This window comes from Arthrobacter sp. UM1 (assembly GCF_020483305.1).
Taxonomy (GTDB): domain Bacteria; phylum Actinomycetota; class Actinomycetes; order Actinomycetales; family Micrococcaceae; genus Falsarthrobacter.
In genome coordinates this window covers 1-20,463 of record NZ_JACWAB010000007.1, presented here as the reverse complement: position 1 = coordinate 20,463, position 20,463 = coordinate 1, and the positions used below count along the sequence as shown (strand labels likewise).

The window sequence follows — 20,463 nt, the reverse complement described above, 5'->3', positions numbered from 1 at the left end:
AAAGGATTCACCCCATGTCCAAGCGCATCGACGTGACCGACCTCAACGTCTACTACGGCAAGTTCCTCGCTGTGGAGGGCGTCAGCATGAACATCGCGCCGCGCTCCGTGACGGCCTTCATCGGCCCGTCCGGCTGCGGCAAGTCCACGTTCCTCCGCACGCTCAACCGCATGCACGAGGTCATCCCGGGCGCCTACGCCAAGGGCGAGGTGCTGCTCGACGGCGAGGACCTCTACGGGCCCGGCGTGGACCCCGTCAACGTCCGCAGCCAGGTGGGCATGGTCTTCCAGCGCCCCAACCCGTTCCCCACGATGTCCATCCGCGAGAACGTCCTGGCCGGCGTGCGCCTGAACAGCAAGCGCATCTCGAAGTCCGACGCGGACGCGCTCGTGGAGAAGTCCCTCCAGGGCGCCAACCTCTGGAACGAGGTCAAGGACCGCCTCGACAAGCCCGGCTCCGGCCTCTCGGGCGGCCAGCAGCAGCGCCTCTGCATCGCCCGGACCATCGCGGTGAAGCCGGACGTGATCCTCATGGACGAGCCGGCCTCCGCGCTCGATCCCATCTCCACCCTGGCCATCGAGGACCTCATCCAGGAGCTGAAGGAGGACTACACGGTGGTCATCGTGACGCACAACATGCAGCAGGCGGCGCGCGTGGCGGAGAAGACGGCGTTCTTCAACATCGCGGGCACGGGCAAGCCCGGCAAGCTCATCGAGTACGACGACACCTCGAAGATCTTCAACAACCCCGCCCACGAGGAGACCGAGGCGTACGTCTCAGGCCGCTTCGGATAAGGGGCTGCCTCCCCCCCCTCCTCCCGCCCCTCCATTCGGAGGATTTGTGGCGCGTTTCGTGCGAAATCAGGCTCGATTTCGCACGAAACGCGCCACAAACGGTTCAGGAGGGGGGGCAGGGGGCGGGCAGGGGCGGGAGTGCCCCGTCAGGCGGCCGCCTCCCGGTCCAGCTTCCGGCGAGCCGCGCTCTTGAGCACGACGACGGCCGCCGCCGTCACCACCATCCCCGCGAGGACCGCGAGGAGGAAGGCCCAGAAGCGGTCGATGGCGAAGAACACCACGAGGCCGCCGTGCGGAGCCCGGGAGGCCGCGCCGAGGCCCATCGAGAGCGCGCCCGTGACTGCGCCGCCCAGCATGGAGGCGGGGATGACGCGCAGCGGGTCGGCCGCCGCGAACGGGATGGCCCCCTCGGAGACGAAGACCGAGCCGAGGAGCCAGGCGGACTTGCCGTTCTCGCGCTCCACCGGGGTGAAGAGGCTCGGCCGGACGGCGGTCGCGAGCGCCAGGCCCAGGGGCGGGACCATGCCCGCCGCCATGACCGCAGCCATGATGAGGAGCGGCGCGTTGTTGCCCGGCGCGGCCGAGCCGAGGCCCGCCACCGCGAACGAGTAGGCCACCTTGTTGACGGGGCCGCCGAGGTCGAAGCACATCATGAGGCCCAGGATGACGCCGAGCAGCACGGCGGAGGTGCCGGACATGCCCGCGAGCCAGTCGTTGAGCGCCTTGGTGAGCGCGGCGATCGGCCCGCCGAGCAGCAGGACCATGAGCCCGGATGCCACGATGGACGCGACGAGCGGGATGATGACCACCGGCATGAGCGAGGCCACCGCCCGGGGGACCGTCCGCGAGCCGAGCCAGGCGGCGACGAGGCCCGCGAGCAGACCGCCCACGATGCCGCCGAGGAACCCGGCGCCCATGAAGCCCGCCACCGCGCCGGCCACGAAGCCCGGTGCGATGCCCGGCCGGTCCGCGATGCCGTACGCGATGTACCCGGCGAGCGCCGGGACGAGGAAGCCCATGGAGAGCTGCCCGATCTTGAAGGACACCGCGCCGAGGTACGCCCCGAGCGAGCCGAGCGGCGCGTGCTCGGGGATGTTCTGGGGCAGGTTCCACAGCGAGTTCTCGAGGACCATCTTGTCCGCGACGGACGTGATCTCGTAGCTGCCGAGGAGGAAGCCGAGCGCGATGAGCAGGCCGCCCGCCGCGACGAACGGGATCATGTAGCTCACGCCCGTGAGCAGGACGCGCTTCACGCGGCCGCCGAAGCTCTCGCGGGAGCTGCTCTGAGCGCCGTCGTGCGCGCTGCCGTGGGAGCCCCCGCGACCCTCGGACGTCTCGCCGCCCTCCGCCGCCGGCACCCGGCGGGCGTTCGGATCGCCGGCGGCGGCCACGGCCTCGCGGATCATCTCGGCGGGCTCGTCGATGCCGCGCTTGACCGGCGCGGAGACGAGGGGCTTGCCGGCGAACCGGGCCTTGTCCCGGACGTCCACGTCCACGGCGAAGAGGACGGCGTCCGCGTCCCGGATGAGCTGTGGATCGAGGGGGCGGACGGTGCCGGAGCCCTGCGGCTCCACGTGGAGCTCGACGCCGGCCTCCTCCGCGGCCTGGGAGAGCGCGTCCGCGGCCATGAACGTGTGGGCGATGCCCGTGGGGCAGGCCGTGACGGCCACAAGCCGGGTGCGCCGCTCGGGGGCGGCCGCGGAAGCGGGCCGCTCGGCCTGCGGCGTCTCCGTCTTCGGCTTCTTCGGCGCCACGACCTCCTCCACGAGCCGCACCAGCTCCTCGCGGCTCGAGGCCGAGCGCAGCGCCGCCGTGAAGTCCTTCCGGACGAGGCTGCGGGCCAGTGTGGAGAGGATCGCGAGGTGGGCGTTGTCGGCCCCGGCGGGCGCCGCGATGAAGAACACGAGGTCCGCCGGCCCGTCCTTGGCGCCCCAGTCCACGCCGTCGGGGAGGCGGGCGAAGCCGAGCGTCGGCTCGGACACGTGCTCGGAGCGGCAGTGCGGGATGGCGATCCCGCCGGGCACGCCCGTGGCGGTCTTCTCCTCGCGGGCGAGAGCGTCCGCCTCGAGCCCCGCGGCGTTCGAGGCGCGGCCCTCGCGGGCGATGCGCTCGGCCAGGGCGCGGACGACGTCGTGGCGCGTGGAGCCGAGCGGCTCGTCCAGGGAGACGAGGCTCGGCGTGATCAGGTCACTCATGGCGGTTCCTCACGGGTGCGGGTGGGCAGGGCGAATCGGGGCGACGACGACGGCGGACTCCGTCACCTGGTCCGGCCGGGGCGCCGTGGTCCCGGGCAGGGAGGCTGCCGCGGAGCCGTAGGCCACGGCCCGGCGGAGGCTGTCTTCAGGGGAGCGGCCCTCCACGGACGCCGCGAGGAAGCCGGCCAGAGCCGAGTCCCCGGCGCCCACGGTGGACCGGACGGGCACGGGCGCGTGGATCGCGTGCCAGGCCTGGGTCTGTCCGCCGTCGAGGGGCGCCTCTGAGGCCGGACGGGCTCCTCCGGCGGCGGGCGCTTCCTCCGCGGCTGCGGGCCCCTCCTCCGCCGTGACGAGCACGGCGCCGTTCCCTCCGAGGGTGGCGAGCACGGTTCCGACGCCGCGGGCGGTGAGGGCCCGGGCGGCCTCGGCGGCCCGCTCGGGGGAGGCCTCGAGCGCGTCTCCCTCGCCCGGCATCCCGGCGAGGTCCGCGAGTTCGTGCCCGTTGGGCTTGACGAGGTCCGGACGCTGATGGCGCGGGCGGTCCGGGGCCAGGGCGGCCAGGAGGGGCTCGTCCGAGGTGTCCAGGGCGATCCGCGGCGCTCTGCTCCCCGTCCCCGTGTTCCCCGGTTCCGGGGCTCCCAGCTCCTCGCGGACCCGGCCGATCAGCTCCGCGTAGAGATCCGCGGGCGCGCCGGGCGGGAGCGATCCCGCGAGCACCAGCCATTCGGCGCCCCGGGCCTGGGCGGCCACGGTCTGAGCGGCCTCTTCGAGCAGGTCGGCGCTGAGGGGCGTGCCGGGTTCATTGACCTTCGTCGTCGTGCCGTCCGGGGCCACCAGCGCCGTGTTGGTGCGCACGGGCCCGCCGGAGGGGAGCGGAAGGGCCGCGAGGCCGGAGGCGCGGACCTCGGCGGTGAAGGGGTCGGCCTCGTCGGCGGGGAAGAGGGCGAGGGCCTCGACGCCGGCCAGGCGGAGCGCCGCGGCGACGTTGACGCCCTTGCCGCCCGGCTGCTGCGAGGCCCGGACCGCGCGCTGGACCCGCCCTTCGGCGAGCGGGCCGGGGAGCTCGACGGTCTTGTCGATGCTCGGGTTGAGGGTGACGGTGACGATCACGGGCGCCTCAGGGTCGGGAACGGTGTGGCGGAGGCCGTCCGAACGGCTCGCAGGTGTGGGCTGCGAGGCGGGAAACGGCATCTCGTCACGGGACTGTTGCTTGAAGGTATCCGCGTTCGCGGGGGAGTGCAAGGGGAGGGGGATTGAGCCCCGGGCGACGGCGGAGGGAGGCCTTGATTGACGGTGAGGGGTCTGAACTAAGGTGGGCCGTGCCGAACCGAGAGGAGACGAGCGGATCCAAGCCGGACCCGCGTCGGTCTCCGGAGAGTGGCTGCTGCGATGGGCTATGAGCCTGCTTCCGTGAAACACGCGATGATCGGATCCTCCGTCATTGGAGTCCTCAACGCGATCCCCGCGTTCGGCGCGATGTTGCTGGTGAACTCCTTCCTGGTCGGCGAGCTGGACCGGATCGGCCTCGGGGAGACGGTCCTGTTCGGCCTCGTGGTCGGTGTTCTCGGCACGTTCCTCACTGCCCTCATGAACCGGTCGGAGCAGAAGCAGCAGCAGAAGACGGTGCCGCACGGCGCGCGCGTGGCCGTCGCCGAGGTGGCGGGCATGACCCTGGTGGGCGGTGTGCTCGCGCCCCTCATGGCGGGAACGCCCGGATTCCTGGGGTGGGGCCTCCTCGCCGGATTCCTGGGATCCCTCCCGAACCTGCTCATCATGGCCCCGTGGAAGCCGTCCGGCTCGGAGGCGGAGTTCGAGCGCAAGACCAAAGACTTCGGGGACATGACCCGCGAGACCGTCGACGAGATCCAACAGGAGCGCGCGGCCAAGTCCCGGGAGAAGCACGGGGATCCCTGGGACCAGCGGCACAACCAGGGATGGTGGACGTGAGCCGCGGGCCCGGCGCGAGCCTGGCGGCTCGGGCGAGCCGGTTCGGGCGACGCAACCCGGCCCAGGTGGCCCGGCCTACGCCGCCAGCGCCGTGAACGCGAGGTAGACGAACGCCCCGAGGAATCCCGCCCCGAGCGGGGTGACGAGCCAGAAGAGCAGGATCTGGAGGACCGCGCGCCAGCGGGTCGGCTTGAAGGGGCTCGCCTCGGAGGCGCCGGCGAGGCAGGCCGTGGAGAGGTACGCCGAGGAGAGCGGCCAGTGCATCGCGAGGCCCCCGAGGAGCAGCACCGCGGCCGTGCCCGTGCCGATCGCCGCCGAGTGCGGGTCCAGCCGCGTCATCCTGTGCGAGAGCGTCCGGGCGATCCTCCACGAGCCGAACAGCGCGCCCGCCCCGATGAGGGCGGCCGCGGACACGACGACGGCGGTCATCGTGCCGCCCGTCGTCGTCATCCCCGCCCCCGCGAGGGCCGCCGTGATGAGGAAGACGGTGCGCTGGCCGTCCTGCACGCCGTGCGCCGTGGCGTAGAGCGCGGACGTGACGGCCTGGATGCGGCGCGACTGCCGGCGGACCGTGTGCGCGGAGGTCCGGCGGCGGACGAGCGTGAGGCCGTTGGCAGCGGCGTAGGCGGCTCCGTAGGCCACGAGCGGGCTGACCGCGAGCGGGAGCACCACGCTGAGGAGGAGGAAGTGGTCCGTGGCGCGGACAGTCGCGTGGCCCGTCTGTCCGGCGGCGAGCGAGGCGCCGAGGAGAGCGCTGATGAGCGCGCTCGTCGAGGACGTGGGCATCCGCGCCGCGTGCGCCACGAGCCCCCACGCCGCCGCGCTCAGGGCGCCCGCGAAGAGGATGAGGTGCCCGGGGCGGCCGCTCGGAATGGTCAGGCTGCCCATGACCTGCAGCGCGATCCCCGTGGAGACGAGTGCCCCGAGGCCGGTCAGGAGGGCGGACAGCGCTACGGCGATCCGCGGCGTCAGCGCGCCCGTGCGCACCGGCGGCCCGAACGTGTGCGGCGAGTCCGTCATGCCGTTGACGACGGCGAACAGGCAGGCCGCTCCCACGGCGAGGACGGTGAAGAGCAGGTCCACGGGCTAGGACTCTCGGACGACGATCTCGCCCACGTCCATGGCCAGCTCCCGCAGATGGCCGACGACGAGCATGAGGCGCTCGGCCATGAGCGTGTGCTTGGCGGCGTTGAGGCCGGAGCCGGGGCCGCTGCCCGCCTCGAGGACCTCCTTGAGCCACGTGAGGCGCGTGTGCTCGGCGCGCTTGCCGAGGCGGAGGCTGTCCACCCAGATGTCCTCGAGGTCGTCCATGTTCTCGAAGCCCGTGAACATCTTGATGCTGTTGTCCGCCATGCGCTGGATGATCTCGAGCAGCTCGGCCGCGCGGGGGGACTGGCGGTGCAGGTTCAGGGTGAGGAGGATGTCCGAGGCCGTGTCGAGGCACTCGATGGCGGTGTTGATGTGCTCGCCCATCCGGTACAGGTCCTCGCGCGGGAGGCGATTGATGATGGAGGAGCGCATCGTGGTGAGGAGCCGGAAGAAGAGCTCGTTGCTGCGGCCCTCCGTGGCGTGCATCTGCTCGACGAGGCGGGGATACTCGTCCGCCTCGGAGCCCAGCATCTCGGCGAGGGTCTGCACCGAGGAGGCCAGCTCGCGCGACATGTCCGCGAGCAGGTCGATCCCGACCGACTCGCGGGGAACGCGGAACCGCCACTTCATGCGCAGGAGTCCTCCATGACTGACCGGTGTCTCACATGTGAAGCATATCCAAACGCGGTGTTTCGGACGATTGAGACCGGTCCAGGGGGGGCGGCGGGGTTGCGCCCGGGTCTGTGCTCGGGGTCCCCCTCTCCCCCCCCGGGTCGCCTCTGGGGCTTGCGGGGGCTGCTGCGGCTCTCCCGCGGCTCTCCTGCAGGGCTTCCCTGGATTTGTGGCGCGTTTCGTGCGATTCAGGGCCTGATTTCGCACGAAACGCGCCACAAACCCAGGGAGGGGGGAGAGAAGTGAGGTGTGCCGGACCGGGAGCGCCTCTCGGCGGAAGGCCGCTCGAAGCGGCTGAATGTTGGAGCCCGGGGCTGCCGCGGCCCGGCACGCGTTCCACTGTACGACCACCTGCCCCCGACCGCGCAAGTGTTCACCGAGGGTGGAGCGGGGAGGGGGGGGGGGGGGCTCCCTTCGTCACCCCCCTCCTCGTCTGTTGCGAGTTGGAGGAATGGGGGCCCGCTTTCCTCCAACTCGCAACAGACGAGGAGGCTGCCGAGGGGCGAGGGGCGCCGAGGGACCTCCGGGCGGGCTGCCAAGCGGGGGTGCCCCTGCCAGGGCCCCGGACGGTGTCCACGAGCCGGCTCGGAAGCGTGACGCAGATTACGCAACGCGGCTTTGACGTATTAGGCGAGCCTTATTTAGGGTTGCTTAAACCAGCACCAAGAGGGAAGGACGCCTGTGCAGTTTGAGAGCCAGCCCGCCGGGATCGGGGCCAGCCGCGAGGGGCCGGGGCAGAGCCGGACGCGGATGCGGGACCATGCGGCGCCCCGACACGGCCAAGCCGGCCAAGGAGCAGGCACGGGAGCGGGCATGGCCGAAGGCACCGGAGCGGGCACGGGCGAAGGCATGGGAGCGGGCATTCGAACGGACGGTCAGCACGGTCCGGGGTGCGGCCCTGAGCGAGGCCTCGGGATGGTCCCGCAGGCGAGCGCCGCGGACGAGCGCCGCCAGAACCCGCTCCACTCCAGCCTGCTGGCGGAGCACACGGCGGACGGCTACCCGGCCTGGGTCAGCACGACGGCGGCCCGGGTCGCCGAGGCCGCGGCGGCCGCGGACCGTCCCTCCACAGGCGCCACGCCGGCGGAGCTGGAGCGACGAGTGGGCGAGGTCGACCTCGGCGCGCCCCTCGGCCCGGACGAGCACGGCCTCGCCGGCGTCCTCGACGAGCTGCAGGGCCTCTACCTCGACGACGCCGTCTGGTTCCACCACCCCCGCTACGCCATGCACCTCAACTGCCCGGTCCTGCTGCCCTCGCTCGCGGCGGAGGCGGCGCTTTCGGGTGTGAACTCGTCGATGGACACGTGGGATCAGTCGGCGGGCGCCACGATGATCGAGCGGCGGATGATCGCCTGGGTGGCCGGCCTCATCGGCTGGGGCCCCGAGGCGGCCGCCGGGCCGCACGGCCGCAGTGCCGAGGCGGCCGGCTCTACCGCCTCAGCCCCCGCCCCGGCCGCCGGGCCCGCCCCCGCACCGAGCGCCGGGTCCGCCCCCGCCCCGGACCCCGACGGCGTCTTCACCTCCGGCGGCACCCAGTCCAACCTCCAGGCCCTGCTCATGGCCCGCGGCGCCGCCCTCGCCGCCCGCGCGGCCCAGGACCCCTCCCTCCTCGAGCGCCCGCTGCCGGAGCAGCTGCTCGGCCTGCGCATCTACGCGAGCGAGGAGGCCCACTTCTCCGTGGCCAACTCGGCGGAGCTGCTCGGCCTCGGCCGCGCCGCCGTGATCGGGATCCCGACGACGGCCGACTTCCGCATGGACCCCGCCGCCCTCCGGGACCGGCTCGAGGCGGACGCCCGGGCGGGGCTGGTCCCGATGGCCGTCGTCGCCACCGCGGGCACCACGGACGCCGGGGCGATCGACCCGCTGCCCGAGATCGCCGAGGCCGCCCGCGAGCACGGCGCCTGGCTCCACGCGGACGCCGCGTACGGCGGGGGGCTGCTCCTCTCGGAGGAGCTCGCGCCGCGCCTGGCCGGGATCGAGCTCGCGGACTCGGTGACCGTGGACTTCCACAAGACGTGGTTCCAGCCGGTCTCCTGCTCGGCGGTGCTCGTGCGGGACCGCGCGGGGCTCGAGCACGTGCGCCACCACGCCGCGTATCTCAACCCGCGCCGGCTCCCGGACGAGGAGGACCCCAACCAGGTCCACAAGTCCCTCCAGACCACCCGCCGGTTCGACGCGCTCAAGCTCTGGATGTCCGTCCGGACGCTCGGGCGCGCGGGCCTCGGCCGGCTCGTCGAGGACGTCATGCGCCTCGGCCGCGAGGCGGGGGAGGCGGCGGCGCGCCGCCCCGAGCTCCGCCTGGCCGCTCCCGCGAGCCTCTCCACGCTCCTCTTCCGCTGGGCGCCGGAGGGGGAGGAGCCCGACGACGGCCTCGTCGAGCGCATTCGGGCCCGCGTCCTCGCCGAGGGGAGGGCGAACGTGGCGAGCACCCGCGTGCGCGGCGTTCCCCACCTCAAGCTGACGCTCCTCAACCCGGCCATGACCGTGGAGGACGTCGAGGCCGTGCTGGACGTCGTGGACGAGGCGGCCCGCGCGGTGCGGGCCGAGGACGACGCGGAGCAGACCACACCAGACCACACCACACCAGACCACACCCCGGTCCACCAGGACCGGACAGAGCGCGCGGCGGCCGCCGCGATGGCAGGAGGAGCGCGATGACCGCCGCGAACAGAGCAGCACAGGCAGCAGAGGCCGCAGCACAGCAGACGGCAGAGCAGGCCCAGGCGGGCCTCCCCGAGAGCGTCGACCTGCTCGGCGTCGGCGTGGGCCCGTTCAACCTGGGCCTCGCCGCGCTCGCGGAGCCGCTCGAGCTGACGGCCCTCTTCCTGGACCGCGCCCCCTCCTTCGACTGGCACCCGGGCATGCTCATCCACGGCACGCACCTGCAGGTTCCCTTCATGGCGGACCTCGTCACGCTCGCCGACCCCACGAGCCGCTTCAGCTTCCTCAACTACCTCGCCCACACGGGCCGGATGTACCCCTTCTACATCCGCGAGGACTTCTACATCCTCCGCGAGGAATATGCCGCGTACTGCAGGTGGGTGATCGACCAGCTGGACTCCGTCCGCTTCGGCGCCGCCGTCGAGGACCTCCGGCACGACGGCGAGCTCTACTCCGCCACCGTCCGCCTCGAGGACGGGTCCCGGCACACCGTGCGGGCGCGCCGCATCAGCCTCGGCGTCGGCACCGAGCCCTCGGTCCCGGCCAGCGCCGAGCCGCTCGTCGAGGCCGGGATCGCGGTCCACACGAGCGCGTACCTCCCCTCGCGGGACCGTCTGCTCGGGGCGGGGAACGTCGTCGTCGTGGGATCGGGGCAGTCCGCCGCGGAGGCCTTCCTGGACCTCCTCACCTCCCGCGAGTGGGGCGCCCGGGGCGACGGCGCGCGGCTCACCTGGATCACCCGCTCGCCGCGCTTCTTCCCGCTCGAGTACACGAAGCTGACGCTCGAGATGACGAGCCCCGAGTACATCGACCACTTCCACGCGATGCCGCAGGCGCAGCGGGACGCGCTCGTGGGCGGCCAGCACAGCCTCTACAAGGGCATCAACGGGGACCTGGTCAACGAGGTCTACGACGAGCTCTACCGGAAGTCCGCCGGCCTCAGCCCCCGCGAGCTCGAGGAGGGCGCGCTCGGCGTGGACCTCTTCACCTCGTGCGAGCTCATGAGCTCCGGGGAGGACGGCTCCCTCTGCTTCCGCCACACCGAGACGGGCGAGCTCGGCTCGCTCCAGGCGGACGCCGTGCTGCTCGCCACCGGGTACCGGGAGCGGTCCGCGGACGTCCTCGCGGGGATCGAGGACCGCATCCGCCGCCTGCCGGACGGGAGGTTCGACGTGGACCGGGAGTACTCGGTCTCCGAGCCCGCGGGCGAGGTGTTCGTGCAGAACGCCGAGCTGCACACCCACGGCTTCACCGCGCCGGACCTCGGCATGGGCGCCTACCGCAACTCCGTCATCCTGCGGCGGGTCATGGAGCTCCTCGGCTGCCCCGCGCCGTACGAGGTGCCGCGCAGCATCGCCTTCCAGACCTTCGGAGCGCCGGGAGGAGGCCGATGAGCAGCGTCCTGTCCGCTTCGCCTGAGACGCCCGCGTCCGCTGCCGCCGTTCCGTCCGCCCCGGACTTCGCGTTCCGGCGCGTCGATCCCGACGCCGACGCTCCCCTCCTCCACGCCTGGTTCACCGAGCCGCGCGGCCGGTTCTGGGGGATGGGCTCGGCGAGCGTCGAGGACGTCCGCGCGGAGCACCGGAAGATTGACGACGCCGAGGCGCACGACGCCCTGCTCGGCCTCGAGGACGGCGAGCCCGCCTTCCTCCTCGAGGTCTACGACCCGGCGCACTCGCCCCTCGCGGGCCTGCCCGAGCTGCGGCGCGGCGACCTCGGGATGCACCTCTTCGTGGGCCCCGCCCGCGGCGAGGCGCGCTCCGGCTACTCGACCGCCGTCATGTGCGCCGCCGTCCGCCACATCCTGGCGGAGTACGGCGCGGAGCGGATCCTCGTGGAGCCGGACGTGAGGAACACGGCCGTCCACGCCCTCAACGAGCGGGTGGGATTCCGCCCCATCCGCGAGGTCCTCCTCGACGAGGAGGGCCAGCCCGAGCAGAAGCGCGCCCTCCTCTCCGTCCTGGAGCGCACCCGCTTCTTCACCCCGGACTCGGCCCTGACCCCCGGGAACTGGGACGCCGCCGAGCGGTGGCTCTCGGCCAAGCTGCTCGCGGAGTTCGCGCACGAGCGGCTCATCGCGCCGGTCTCCGGCTCCGGCTTCCGCTGGAGCCTGGAGCTCGACGACGGCCGCGCCGTCTCCTACACCGCGACCCGCCACGCCCTCGACCACTGGACGGTGGACCCGGCGTCCGTCGTCGTGCACAGGGCGGGGAGCGACGCGGGCGCCGGGGAGGCGCCGCGGACCGCGGACCTCGTGCTCGGTCTGCGCAGCCGCCTGCCGCTCACCGACGAGCTGCTGCCCGTCTACCTCGAGGAGATCCAGGCGACCCTCGCCGCGATGGCCGGCAAGACGGACCGCCAGGGCGCGAGCGCCCGCAGGCTCGCTCGCGGCGAGGACGGCTTCGGCCGGCGCCTGCCCGCGGCGGAGGCGTTCCAGGCCGTCGAGTCGGCGATGACCGAGGGGCACCCCTGCTTCATCGCCAACAGCGGCCGGCACGGCATGGGCGCGGCGGACCTCGCCGAGTTCGCGCCGGAGTCCGGCCGGGACGTGCGGCTCGTCTGGCTCGCGGTCTCCCGGCAGAACGCGCACTTCTCCGCGCTGCCGGGCCTGACGTGGGAAGCGCTCGCGGAGGAGGTCTGGGACCGCGAGGAGCGCGCGTCCTTCGAGGCGGTTCTCCGCGCCCGCGGCCTGGACCCGGAGCAGTACGCCGTTATGCCCGCGCACCCGTGGCAGGTGGAGCACAAGGTGCGGCAGTCCTTCGCGGGCGAGGTGGCGCGCGGGGAGATCGTCATCCTCGGCGAGAGCCGCGACCTCTACCGGGCGCAGCAGTCCCTGCGCACCTTCTTCAACGTGAGCCGGCCCGAGCGGCCGTACGCCAAGACGGCCCTCTCCGTGGTCAACATGGGCTTCATGCGCGGCCTTTCGGCGGCCTACATGAAGGACACGCCGGCCATCAACGCGTGGCTCGCGGAGCTCTTCGCCTCCGACGCCGAGCTGCGCCGCACCCGCGTGGGCCTCATCCGCGAGACGGCGGCCGTGGGCTACCGCTCGCCGCTCTACGAGGCCGCCACGGAGAAGGGCTCCGCGTACCGGAAGATGCTCGCCGGCCTGTGGCGGGAGTCCCCGGTGGCGCAGCTGGCCGAGGGCGAGCAGCTCGCCACCATGGCGTCCCTCCTGCACGTGGACGCGGACGGTGCGTCCTTCGCGGGCGAGCTCGTGCGCGCGTCCGGCCTGAGCGGCCGCGCGTGGGTGCGGCGCTACCTCGAGGCGTACCTCGTTCCGGTGGTCCACTTCCTCTCCGTGCATCGGCTCGCGTTCATGCCGCACGGGGAGAACGTCATCCTGGTCCTGCGGGACGGCGCGGTGGACCGCGTGGTCATGAAGGACATCGGCGAGGAGATCGCCGTGCTCGTCCCGGGAGGCCTCGAGGCGGTGCGTCAGGGCACGACGCCGGACCGCGGGCCCGCCGCCCCGAGCATGCCCGAGGGCGTGGACCGGATCTGCGCGGACGTGCCGAGCGGGGACGCGGCCCTCAGCGTCTTCACCGACGTGTTCGACTGCTTCCTCCGCTTCCTCGCCCCGATCCTCGCGGGAGAGTGCCTGCTCAGCGAGGACGAGTTCTGGGCTGAGGCGAAGGCGGTGCTGCAGGAGTATGCGCGGAGGCATCCGGACTCGGAGTGGCTGGGGCTGTTCGAGCCCGAGTTCGAGCTCTCCTGCCTCAACCGGCTCCAGCTGCGGAACTCCCGGAACATGCTGGACCTCGAGGACCAGAACGGGGGTCTGCAGAAGGCCGGGACGCTCGTGAATCCTGTGGGGTAGGAGGGGCTCAGGGGGCACGTCCTCCTCTCGGATGCGATGACCGCAGCGGCGGCGAGGGCGGCAACGGCGAAGAGCGCAGGAACCAGGGTGCTCGGCTCGGCAAGCTGTGCGAGGGCGGAGACTAGGGCCATGGTTGCGAAGGATCCGATGCGGCTCACCGTTGACGTCAACGCGATGACCCCGCCGATGCGAGAGGTCGAGACCGATTCCCTGAGCGACGTGCTGGCGTAGTTCAACAGGACCCAGAAGACCGAGACGAAGGCTGCATAGGGAAGGAGCGCCCATCCCGAGTCGACGATGAAAGCAAGAAGGCTGAGGAGGACGAGCCCGAGAGTGCTCAGCCACAAGAGGGCGGGGTTTTCGGAAAGACGCAGGCGTTCCGTGGGGATGAACCCCACGAGAACTCCGAGGGCCTGGAATCCGCAATAGAGGACGACGAAAAGATGTTCGTCGAATCCCTTGCCGAGGGAGAAGGCTTGCCATAGATGGAAGTGCGGCTGGAAGAAGACCTGCATGACCAGCAGGAGCACGAGCAGCCTCCGAAGACTGGTGCTGGAGCGAAGTTCACCGGCCGACTCGCGAAGCTGCGCCGACAGGGAGGCAAGGAGAACGAACCTGGCTCCGGGAGACTTGGTTTGGCCCCACTGTTCTCGGGGGAAGAGCCCCCACACAACCACGGCGGACAGGGTCGAGAGCAGGACAGAGACAACGTAGATGAGAGGCCCGACCCTGAAGTACAGGAAGGCCCCGACGGCGCTAGAGACCATCATCGCTGCGAGAGATATCTGACCGGTTCTCCGTACAAAGCGGGAGATCTGTGCCGTGGCGTCTTCTTTGGGGCTTGCCGTCATCTTGATGCGGTTGACCAGTGCCGCGTCGAGGCTTCCTGATGCCAGGGAAGCCGAGATGCCCAGAAGGCTCCAGCCGAAGGCGAGGAGGGCGATGTTGTCATTCAGGAAAATCACGAGGAATGCAACGCCCTGGACAGCGCGAGAGGCAATGAACATCGACCGTCGACTTGTCAGGTCGGAGACAGCCCCGCTGAGGAACTCCGTGAGGAGGATCGTGAGGCTGAATCCTGCTTGGAGGAGCGCGATCCCAGAAAAGTCAACACCTTTGCTGAGGAGCAGGGGAGTCAGGATAGCGTGGGGAACAGCTTGGGATGCCACGCCGAGTGCCTCGGCCCAGTAATAGACCCGGATGGGATCCAGCCCGGTGCTGTTTCTAGTTCGGTTCGGGGCCAAGCGAGCAGACCTTGCAGCGGGGGTCTCGTACCTCTTGCCGGTCTATGGGATCCTTCAGGGCTCTCTCCTTTCCGCGGCGCTTTGCCGATGACGCAGGAAAGGAGATTTTAGCTCGAGCGACATGAAAAAGGCAATCGTCTGTGCAAGATCATGTCTGTGGCACTATGCCAGTCGGGTCCGGCTCTCTCCCGTAGAGAACTCGATGACCAGTGATCCGCCGATCGCTTCCAGGTACCGTCGAATGCTGCTGATCTTGGTGGAGTCCAGGTCGCCGTGCTCGATTTTGGAGACTTGACGCTGTCCGACTCCGATGCGCTCGGCGACTTCGGCCTGGGTGAGGCCGGCCTCCTCCCGCAACTCCCGCAGGCGGTAGGCGCGGACTTCTGACATCATGCGGTTCTTGTGCTTGCTGAGCAGGGTCCGGTCGACTGGCCGGCGTGCTCGCATTTCTTCAAGTGAGAGGGCCACGGTCACTTCTCCTTTCTTCGGCGAAGGTGGTCGTCGAACAGGTCATCGGCGGCGGGGATGTTCTTCTCGTGCAAGCGCCTCCACGTTCCGAGTTTGTCGCCGGCGATGAGGAAGACTGCACTGCGATCCGGATCGAAGGTGAAGAGCAAGCGAAGCTCGCTGCGGCCGGCCGACCCTGGCCGGAGTTCTTTCATGTTCCTGTGACGGGAGCGGGCGAGAGTGTCGACGAGCGGGCGCCCCAGGGAGGGCCCTCGCTCAGCGAGCAGCTCAAGCGCGGCCATCACTTGGGTGTACGAGTCGGCGTCCAAGCTGAGCAGCCAGTCCTCGACCCGCTCCACATCGACGTTCCACCTCTCCCCAGAATAGACCCTGTGAGGTCTAGAGCGCAGGGGCTTGTCTCTCCGCATCGCGGCCCTGATGGCTGTTCATTCCGCCTGATGGGACGAGCCGGCGCCGTGGTCGCCCTAGTGCAGCTCCCCGCGCCCCGAGAGGCGGGCCGCCTCCTCGAGCTCCTCGGCCGTGCGGACGAGCCGCGCAGCGCCGATGGTCATGCTCTGCCCGGCGCGGGCGGAGAGGGAGTCGATGCGGTCAGCCTCCCAGGCCTGGCCCAGGGCCACCGTCCGGGCGAATGCCGCGGCCCGGCGCAGCGCGATGTCCAGCTCGCCGGAGTAGACGCCGCCGAGGATCTCGTCCGCCATCGCCCGCACCTCGGCCGCGCCCGGCGGCTGGGCCACGCCCGCGATGACCGTGGAGTACTGCGCGGACTCGGATCCCTCGCGGAAGAGCAGCGCGAGGCGCTCGGGCTGCCGCCGGATCGCATCCCTCAGCGCGTAGAGCCGCCACAGCGCCCCCGGCAGGGAGTCCGCGCCGGCCTGGGCCCAGAGCTCCGCGATGGCCTCGATGCCCTCGGTGTCAGCGAGGGCGATGAGCCGCCGCGTGACCTCCGGGTCCTCGTTGGCGCGCCCGCGGGCCAGGACGATGCGAGCCGTGGTGTGAGCGGCCTCCTCGAGGGAGGCGGGGTCCGGCCCGCCGGCGAAGGAGGAGAAGACCTCCGGCGCGAACTTGACCGGCTTGTGGTGCTCGCGGGGCATCCTCAGCGGATCTCCTGAGCGTTTTCGAGCACCGGAATCTGCTCGCGGGCCTTCTCCACCGCGCCGAGGTCCAGGTCCACGACGAGCAGGGCGGGAGCGTCGTCGGCCTCCGCGAGGATGCGGCCGTCCGGAGAGACGGCCATCGAGTGGCCCACGCCCGTGGGCCCCTCCGGCGCGTCGACGCCGGCGGCGGATGGCACGGACTGGTCGCACGCGAGGATGAACTGCGTGGAGTCGAGGGCGCGGGCCTGCGCGAGCAGCCGCCAGTGGTCCAGTTTGCCGGGCCCCGGCGCCCAGGACGCGGGCACGAGCGTCAGCTGGCAGCCCTCGCGGGCGTAGTGGGTGAAGAGGTTGGGGAAGCGCACGTCGTAGCAGAGCGCCAGGCCGATCTTCACGCCGCCCATCTCGTGGATGACGGGATGCTCGCCGGCGTCCACGGTGTCCGACTCCGTGAAGCCGAACGCGTCATAGAGGTGGATCTTGGTGTAGGCGGACTCGTTGCCGCGGCCGTCCGTGACGAACAGGGTGTTCCGGACCGCGAAGCTCTCGTTCCCGTCCTGGTCCGTGCGGTGCTCGCCGGGCAGGAACATGCCCGCAGCGAGCGTCACACCCGCCTCCCGCGCCGTCTCGCGGAGGTGCTCCGCGAACGGGCCGTCCAGCTCCTCCGCGTGCGTGTCCAGCCGGTGGCCGAAGCCCCGCATCGAGGCCTCGGGGAAGAGCACGAGCTCGGCCCCCTGGTCGGCGGCCTCGCGGACGCGGGCGCGGATGAGCTCCGCGTTCTCGGCGGGCTCGGCGACGGCGCTGAACTGGGCGAGGGCGATCTTCACGTCGGGGCTTCCTCTCGGTCAGGGGTGTGGATGCGGGGAAGGCGCACGGGGCTTCCCACCCTACGCCGCGCCCGAGCGGCCGCGCGAGGCCCTCCGACGACGACGCCGACCGCCCCTCCCGGGTAGACTGGAGCAGTTGGACCGGGCCGGTCCGGTGTGCTGAACGCCGGGCAGGGCACACGGTCCGCGGGCCTTTAGCTCAGTTGGTAGAGCATCGGACTTTTAATCCGCGGGTCGCGGGTTCGAACCCCGCAGGGCCCACCGCAGAAGCCCCCGTCGAGTCGCCTCGGCGGGGGCTTCTCCGTGCCCTCACGGCTCGCGCCCTCACAGCCCGCGCCGGAGGCACCCGTGCCACAGACGGCGGAAGCGGGAGGTGAGCGCCCCCACCGTTTCACGATGCGGGCGCAGCTGTGCGTTTTGAGCGTTCAGGAGTAGAAATGTCCTATGGGACGCACACTGAACGGCACGCCGGTTGAGCGAGTTTTCGAGGCGATCGAGAGACTGGACCTGTCTCGGGAGGATCGGGCCGCGTTCGCGCGGCTTGCGGAAGTGCTCAGTGAAGGTTATGGGGCCGTGATTCTTCCTCGAGACGAGATGATCAGCACGCAGCAGGCGGCGGACCTCCTTGGCGTGAGCCGGATGACGGTGGTCCGGCTGATTGAACGGGGTGGACTGCGGGCGCACATGCACGGCTCTCATCGGCGGGTAGCGGCCTCTGAGGTCGCCCGGTATGCCGAGGAGTCAGCCACACGCAGACGCCGCGCGCTCGGTGCAATGGCTCGGGAGATCACGGCCGAGACGCCGCCGGACCGAATCGTCAGGACACGGTGACACCGCCTTCGGTCCTGCTGGACGCCTGTGTTCTGGTGCCGATCCGTCTGACCCACGTCCTGTTGTCTCTGGCCCTTCCGGAGTTTTTCCCGCGCCCTCACAGTCCGCGCCGGAGCCACCCGTGCCACAGGCGGCGGAAGCGGGAGGTGAGCGCGGAGTCAGGCGCGATCCCGTCGAAGGCGTGCACCGCGCCGGAGAGGACGTGCAGGTCCACGGGGACGCCCGCCGCGAGGAGGCGGCTAGCGAACGCGATGTCCTCGTCGCGGAACAGATCCGCGTCCCCGACGGCGATGAACACCGGGGGCATGCCCGCGAGGTCCTCGGCCCGGCCGGGCGCTTCGTGCGGCGTCACGTCCGGCCCGCCTGCCCGCTCTCCGAGGACGAGGCGCCATGCACGCAGGTTCTCCTCCCGGTCCCAGACGCCGAGGCCGGTGATCTCTCGGCTGGAGGGCGTCTCGTTGCGGTCGTCCAGCATCGGGTACACGAGCCCGAGCAGGCGTGGGACGGGAAGGTGTGGAATTCCAGACTCGGGCAAGCTGTCCCGCGCCTCCGCTTTTCCTGGCGGATTGCATTCGCCCTGCCCGTCCTCTTCCCGCCGATTCTCCTGGGATCCCGCGGCCTCGCGCCGGAGATCCCGGATCATGAGCGCCGCTGCCGCGGCCACCGCTCCTCCGCCGCTCTCCCCGGCGAGGCCGATGCGCCGGGCGTCCAGTCCGAGCCGCTCCGCCTCGGACGCAAGGTGCCGGAAGGCGAGCACCCCGTCCTCCGCCGCTCCCGGTGCAGGCGTCTCCGGGGCGAGCCGGTACTCGACGGCGGCCACCGTGCAGCCGACGGCGAGCGCAAGCTCCTCCAGGTGGGCCGGATTCTGGAGGGCGCTGCCCAGCACCTGCCCGCCCCCGTGGAACCAGAGCAGAGCGGGACCGGGCCTGGGCCCGTGGCCGCGCGGCCTCACCATGTGGATCTTGAGCGGGGAGCCGTCGGGGCGCACGGCCGCCGTCGTCGTCCACTCCACGAGGGGGCTCCGCGGGGCGGCCTGGGCGATCCGGGCTCGCTCGGCCAGCTCTGCGCGGAAGCCCTCGAGGTCCCAGAGGTCGACGAGTCTGCCGTCGCGGGCCTTCGGCAGGAGCTCGAGGGCGCGGAGGGTCTCAGGATCGAGGGGGCGGAGCATGGATTAAGAATGACACACGTCATGTCACCGGGCGTTTCAGAACGTGAAAGATCACGTTTGCGTCTCAATGTCGTCACACCCGGCGAGATCGGCTCGAACCGGGGTTAGAGTCTTGACGGCTCAGAGAGCACGCCCGCAGAGCACGAGAGGAGGGCGGTGCATGACGAGAGCGCGACAACCCCGCCGAGGCAGGCGATCCGCCGCGGCGGCAGTCCTCGCCACGGTCCTTGCGCTGACGGGGCCGCCGGGAGCACAGGCGGCCGAGGTCCAGCCGCGGCACGGCCCGGCGGAAGCCCTCCCCGTTGGCGGCCACGAGATCCGGACCGCCGTCTCCGCCCACACCCCCACGGGCGAGAAGACGCGGGTCGCGGTCTTCGAAGTCGATCTCACAGCTGACAAGCCGGGCCAGGCCGCCGAGCAGATCAAGGACCCCTCGAGCCCGCTCGGCCGCAAGGCGCGGTCCGCGGCGGGGGTCATCGAGGCGTCGAAGGCGGATGTCGTCGTCATCACCGGCATCGACGTGGGAGACCGCGGCGCCCGCGAGGCGTTCGAGGCGCTTCTGCCCGCGTCCCTCAGCCACACGTTCGAGGGTGCGCTCGCGGCGTCGGCCGGACGGCACGGCGGCTCGGGCAGCAGCACGGACAGCGGCTCGGGCGCGGAGGCTCGGGCGTTCCCTGGCCAGCGCGGCATGATGGTGGCCTCGCGCCTGCCGATCGACGAGCGCCGCGTCCGCACGTTCGCGAACTTCCGCTGGAAGGACCTGCCCTCGCCGCACCTCCCCGACGACCCCTCGACCGAGGCGGCCGCCGACCACTACACCGAAGCCGAGCTGGCCCGCATGCCGCTCGCCTCGACAGCCGTCTGGGACATTCCGGTCCTGCGCGAGGGCAAGCCTCTGCACGTGGTCGCCACGTCCCTGGACGGGCTCGGCGGCTTGGAGGATGCGGCGGGCTCCGCCTCGTCCCACGCGAGCGACCCCGCGGACGCCTCGCCGGAGGAGCTCCGGCACCGCGACCAGCTCGCGTTCCTCCGCGACCTCGTCACCCCCGCGCGCGGCAGCTACGTCTACGACGACGCCGGAGGCCGAGGCGGCCTGCGCCAGGGCGAGCCGTTCGTGGTGGCGGCCGGGCTCGGTGCGGATCCGGGCGACTCCGGGGCGGCGTCCTCGCCCGTCTCGGCCTTCCTCAAGGAGAGGTCCCTCCAGGATCCCGAGCCGGGATCCGAGGGCGCGGTTGAGGCGAGCGACGTCCAGGGCGGGGCCAATGCGAGCCACGCCACGGACAGCCGCCTCGACACCTTCGACGGCGACGACGCCCGGGGCGGCAACCTCCGCCTGGACTACGTCCTCCCGTCCTCGCAGACGCCGGTGACGGGCGCGGGGGTGTTCTGGCCGGAGATCGGGCAGAAGGACTCAGACCTGGTCGGCAGCCGGCCCGGCGGGAGCACGCGGCACCGGCTCGTCTGGGCCGACGTGGAGTAGTTCCCTCCTCCGCGTGCGTCCAGCCCGGGCTGCCGACACGGGAGTCCACACCGGGCTGTCGACACGGTGCCGTCCACACCGGGCTGTCGAGACGGTGCCGTCCACACCGGTTTTCGCCATCGCACCGTGTTTGGGGCGTTTACACCCGTTTTCGAGCGGGTTTTTGAGCGGAAACG

At 71.6% G+C, this 20,463-nt stretch carries 16 protein-coding genes, 1 tRNA gene and 1 pseudogene; 8 read left to right on the top strand and 10 right to left on the bottom strand.

Annotated features, from left to right (window positions below; genetic code table 11):
• Positions 1–14 precede the first annotated feature (14 nt).
• Positions 15–794 (top strand): phosphate ABC transporter ATP-binding protein PstB, encoded by a 780-nt coding sequence (pstB, locus tag H9I38_RS08730; protein ID WP_226338434.1) that lies wholly within the window; start codon positions 15–17, stop codon positions 792–794.
• Between the two features lie 146 nt (positions 795–940).
• Here pstB and H9I38_RS08725 read toward each other — a convergent pair whose 3' ends face one another.
• Both H9I38_RS08725 and H9I38_RS08720 read right to left on the bottom strand, forming a co-directional pair.
• A complete protein-coding gene (locus H9I38_RS08725; protein WP_226338433.1) occupies positions 941–2,989 on the bottom strand; it encodes a fructose-specific PTS transporter subunit EIIC in 2,049 nt (682 codons plus the stop codon).
• Between the two features lie 9 nt (positions 2,990–2,998).
• Entirely contained in the window at positions 2,999–4,099 is a 1,101-nt protein-coding gene (locus H9I38_RS08720) for a 1-phosphofructokinase family hexose kinase (protein ID WP_226338432.1), read from the bottom strand.
• 300 nt (positions 4,100–4,399) lie between these two features.
• Between H9I38_RS08720 and H9I38_RS08715 the strand changes: the two genes are divergently transcribed.
• Entirely contained in the window at positions 4,400–4,936 is a 537-nt protein-coding gene (locus tag H9I38_RS08715) for a hypothetical protein (protein WP_226338431.1), read from the top strand.
• Between the two features lie 75 nt (positions 4,937–5,011).
• On the opposite strand, the gene H9I38_RS08710 is transcribed toward H9I38_RS08715, so the two are convergent.
• Both H9I38_RS08710 and H9I38_RS08705 read right to left on the bottom strand, forming a co-directional pair.
• Positions 5,012–6,019: an inorganic phosphate transporter gene (locus H9I38_RS08710; protein WP_226338430.1), complete on the bottom strand. Its 1,008-nt coding sequence runs from the start codon at positions 6,017–6,019 to the stop codon at positions 5,012–5,014.
• Positions 6,020–6,022: 3 nt separating this feature from the next.
• Entirely contained in the window at positions 6,023–6,655 is a 633-nt protein-coding gene (locus H9I38_RS08705; protein ID WP_226338429.1) for a nuclease PIN, read from the bottom strand.
• Positions 6,656–7,510: 855 nt separating this feature from the next.
• Here H9I38_RS08705 and H9I38_RS08700 point away from each other — a divergent pair.
• From H9I38_RS08700 to H9I38_RS08690, 3 genes are read left to right on the top strand one after another with little or no spacing between them, the layout of a single operon-like run.
• Positions 7,511–9,355 carry a pyridoxal phosphate-dependent decarboxylase family protein gene (locus H9I38_RS08700; RefSeq protein WP_226338428.1) on the top strand — a complete coding sequence of 615 codons (1,845 nt, stop codon included), beginning with the start codon at positions 7,511–7,513 and terminating at the stop codon, positions 9,353–9,355.
• Complete coding sequence (locus tag H9I38_RS08695; protein ID WP_226338427.1) at positions 9,352–10,752, top strand: lysine N(6)-hydroxylase/L-ornithine N(5)-oxygenase family protein; 1,401 nt, start codon at positions 9,352–9,354, stop codon at positions 10,750–10,752. Before H9I38_RS08700 ends, H9I38_RS08695 begins: the two co-directional genes overlap by 4 nt.
• Positions 10,749–13,178 carry a GNAT family N-acetyltransferase gene (locus tag H9I38_RS08690; RefSeq protein WP_226338426.1) on the top strand — a complete coding sequence of 810 codons (2,430 nt, stop codon included), beginning with the start codon at positions 10,749–10,751 and terminating at the stop codon, positions 13,176–13,178. Before H9I38_RS08695 ends, H9I38_RS08690 begins: the two co-directional genes overlap by 4 nt.
• A gap of 194 nt (positions 13,179–13,372) precedes the next feature.
• Here the strand turns inward: H9I38_RS08690 and H9I38_RS11065 are convergent.
• The 5 genes and pseudogenes from H9I38_RS11065 to H9I38_RS08670 all read right to left on the bottom strand — a co-directional run.
• Positions 13,373–14,347: pseudogene (locus H9I38_RS11065) on the bottom strand (MFS transporter); the annotation flags it as partial.
• Between the two features lie 237 nt (positions 14,348–14,584).
• Positions 14,585–14,890 (bottom strand): helix-turn-helix transcriptional regulator, encoded by a 306-nt coding sequence (locus H9I38_RS08685; protein WP_226338425.1) that lies wholly within the window; start codon positions 14,888–14,890, stop codon positions 14,585–14,587.
• Between the two features lie 2 nt (positions 14,891–14,892).
• Positions 14,893–15,228, bottom strand: a complete 336-nt coding sequence (locus tag H9I38_RS08680; RefSeq protein WP_226338424.1) for a type II toxin-antitoxin system RelE/ParE family toxin — start codon at positions 15,226–15,228, stop codon at positions 14,893–14,895.
• A gap of 126 nt (positions 15,229–15,354) precedes the next feature.
• Entirely contained in the window at positions 15,355–15,981 is a 627-nt protein-coding gene (locus H9I38_RS08675) for a hypothetical protein (RefSeq protein WP_226338423.1), read from the bottom strand.
• A gap of 2 nt (positions 15,982–15,983) precedes the next feature.
• On the bottom strand, positions 15,984–16,808 hold the full coding sequence (locus H9I38_RS08670; RefSeq protein WP_226338422.1) for a carbon-nitrogen hydrolase family protein: 825 nt from the start codon (positions 16,806–16,808) through the stop codon (positions 15,984–15,986).
• 188 nt (positions 16,809–16,996) lie between these two features.
• On the opposite strand from H9I38_RS08670, the gene H9I38_RS08665 reads away from it, so the two are divergent.
• Positions 16,997–17,069: transfer RNA gene (locus tag H9I38_RS08665), tRNA-Lys, on the top strand.
• Positions 17,070–17,252: 183 nt separating this feature from the next.
• A complete protein-coding gene (locus H9I38_RS08660) occupies positions 17,253–17,639 on the top strand; it encodes an excisionase family DNA-binding protein (RefSeq protein ID WP_226338421.1) in 387 nt (128 codons plus the stop codon).
• Positions 17,640–17,736: 97 nt separating this feature from the next.
• Here H9I38_RS08660 and H9I38_RS08655 read toward each other — a convergent pair whose 3' ends face one another.
• Positions 17,737–18,807 (bottom strand): alpha/beta hydrolase fold domain-containing protein, encoded by a 1,071-nt coding sequence (locus tag H9I38_RS08655; protein WP_226338420.1) that lies wholly within the window; start codon positions 18,805–18,807, stop codon positions 17,737–17,739.
• Positions 18,808–18,967: 160 nt separating this feature from the next.
• On the opposite strand from H9I38_RS08655, the gene H9I38_RS08650 reads away from it, so the two are divergent.
• Positions 18,968–20,287 carry an endonuclease/exonuclease/phosphatase family protein gene (locus H9I38_RS08650; protein WP_226338419.1) on the top strand — a complete coding sequence of 440 codons (1,320 nt, stop codon included), beginning with the start codon at positions 18,968–18,970 and terminating at the stop codon, positions 20,285–20,287.
• Positions 20,288–20,463 lie beyond the last annotated feature (176 nt).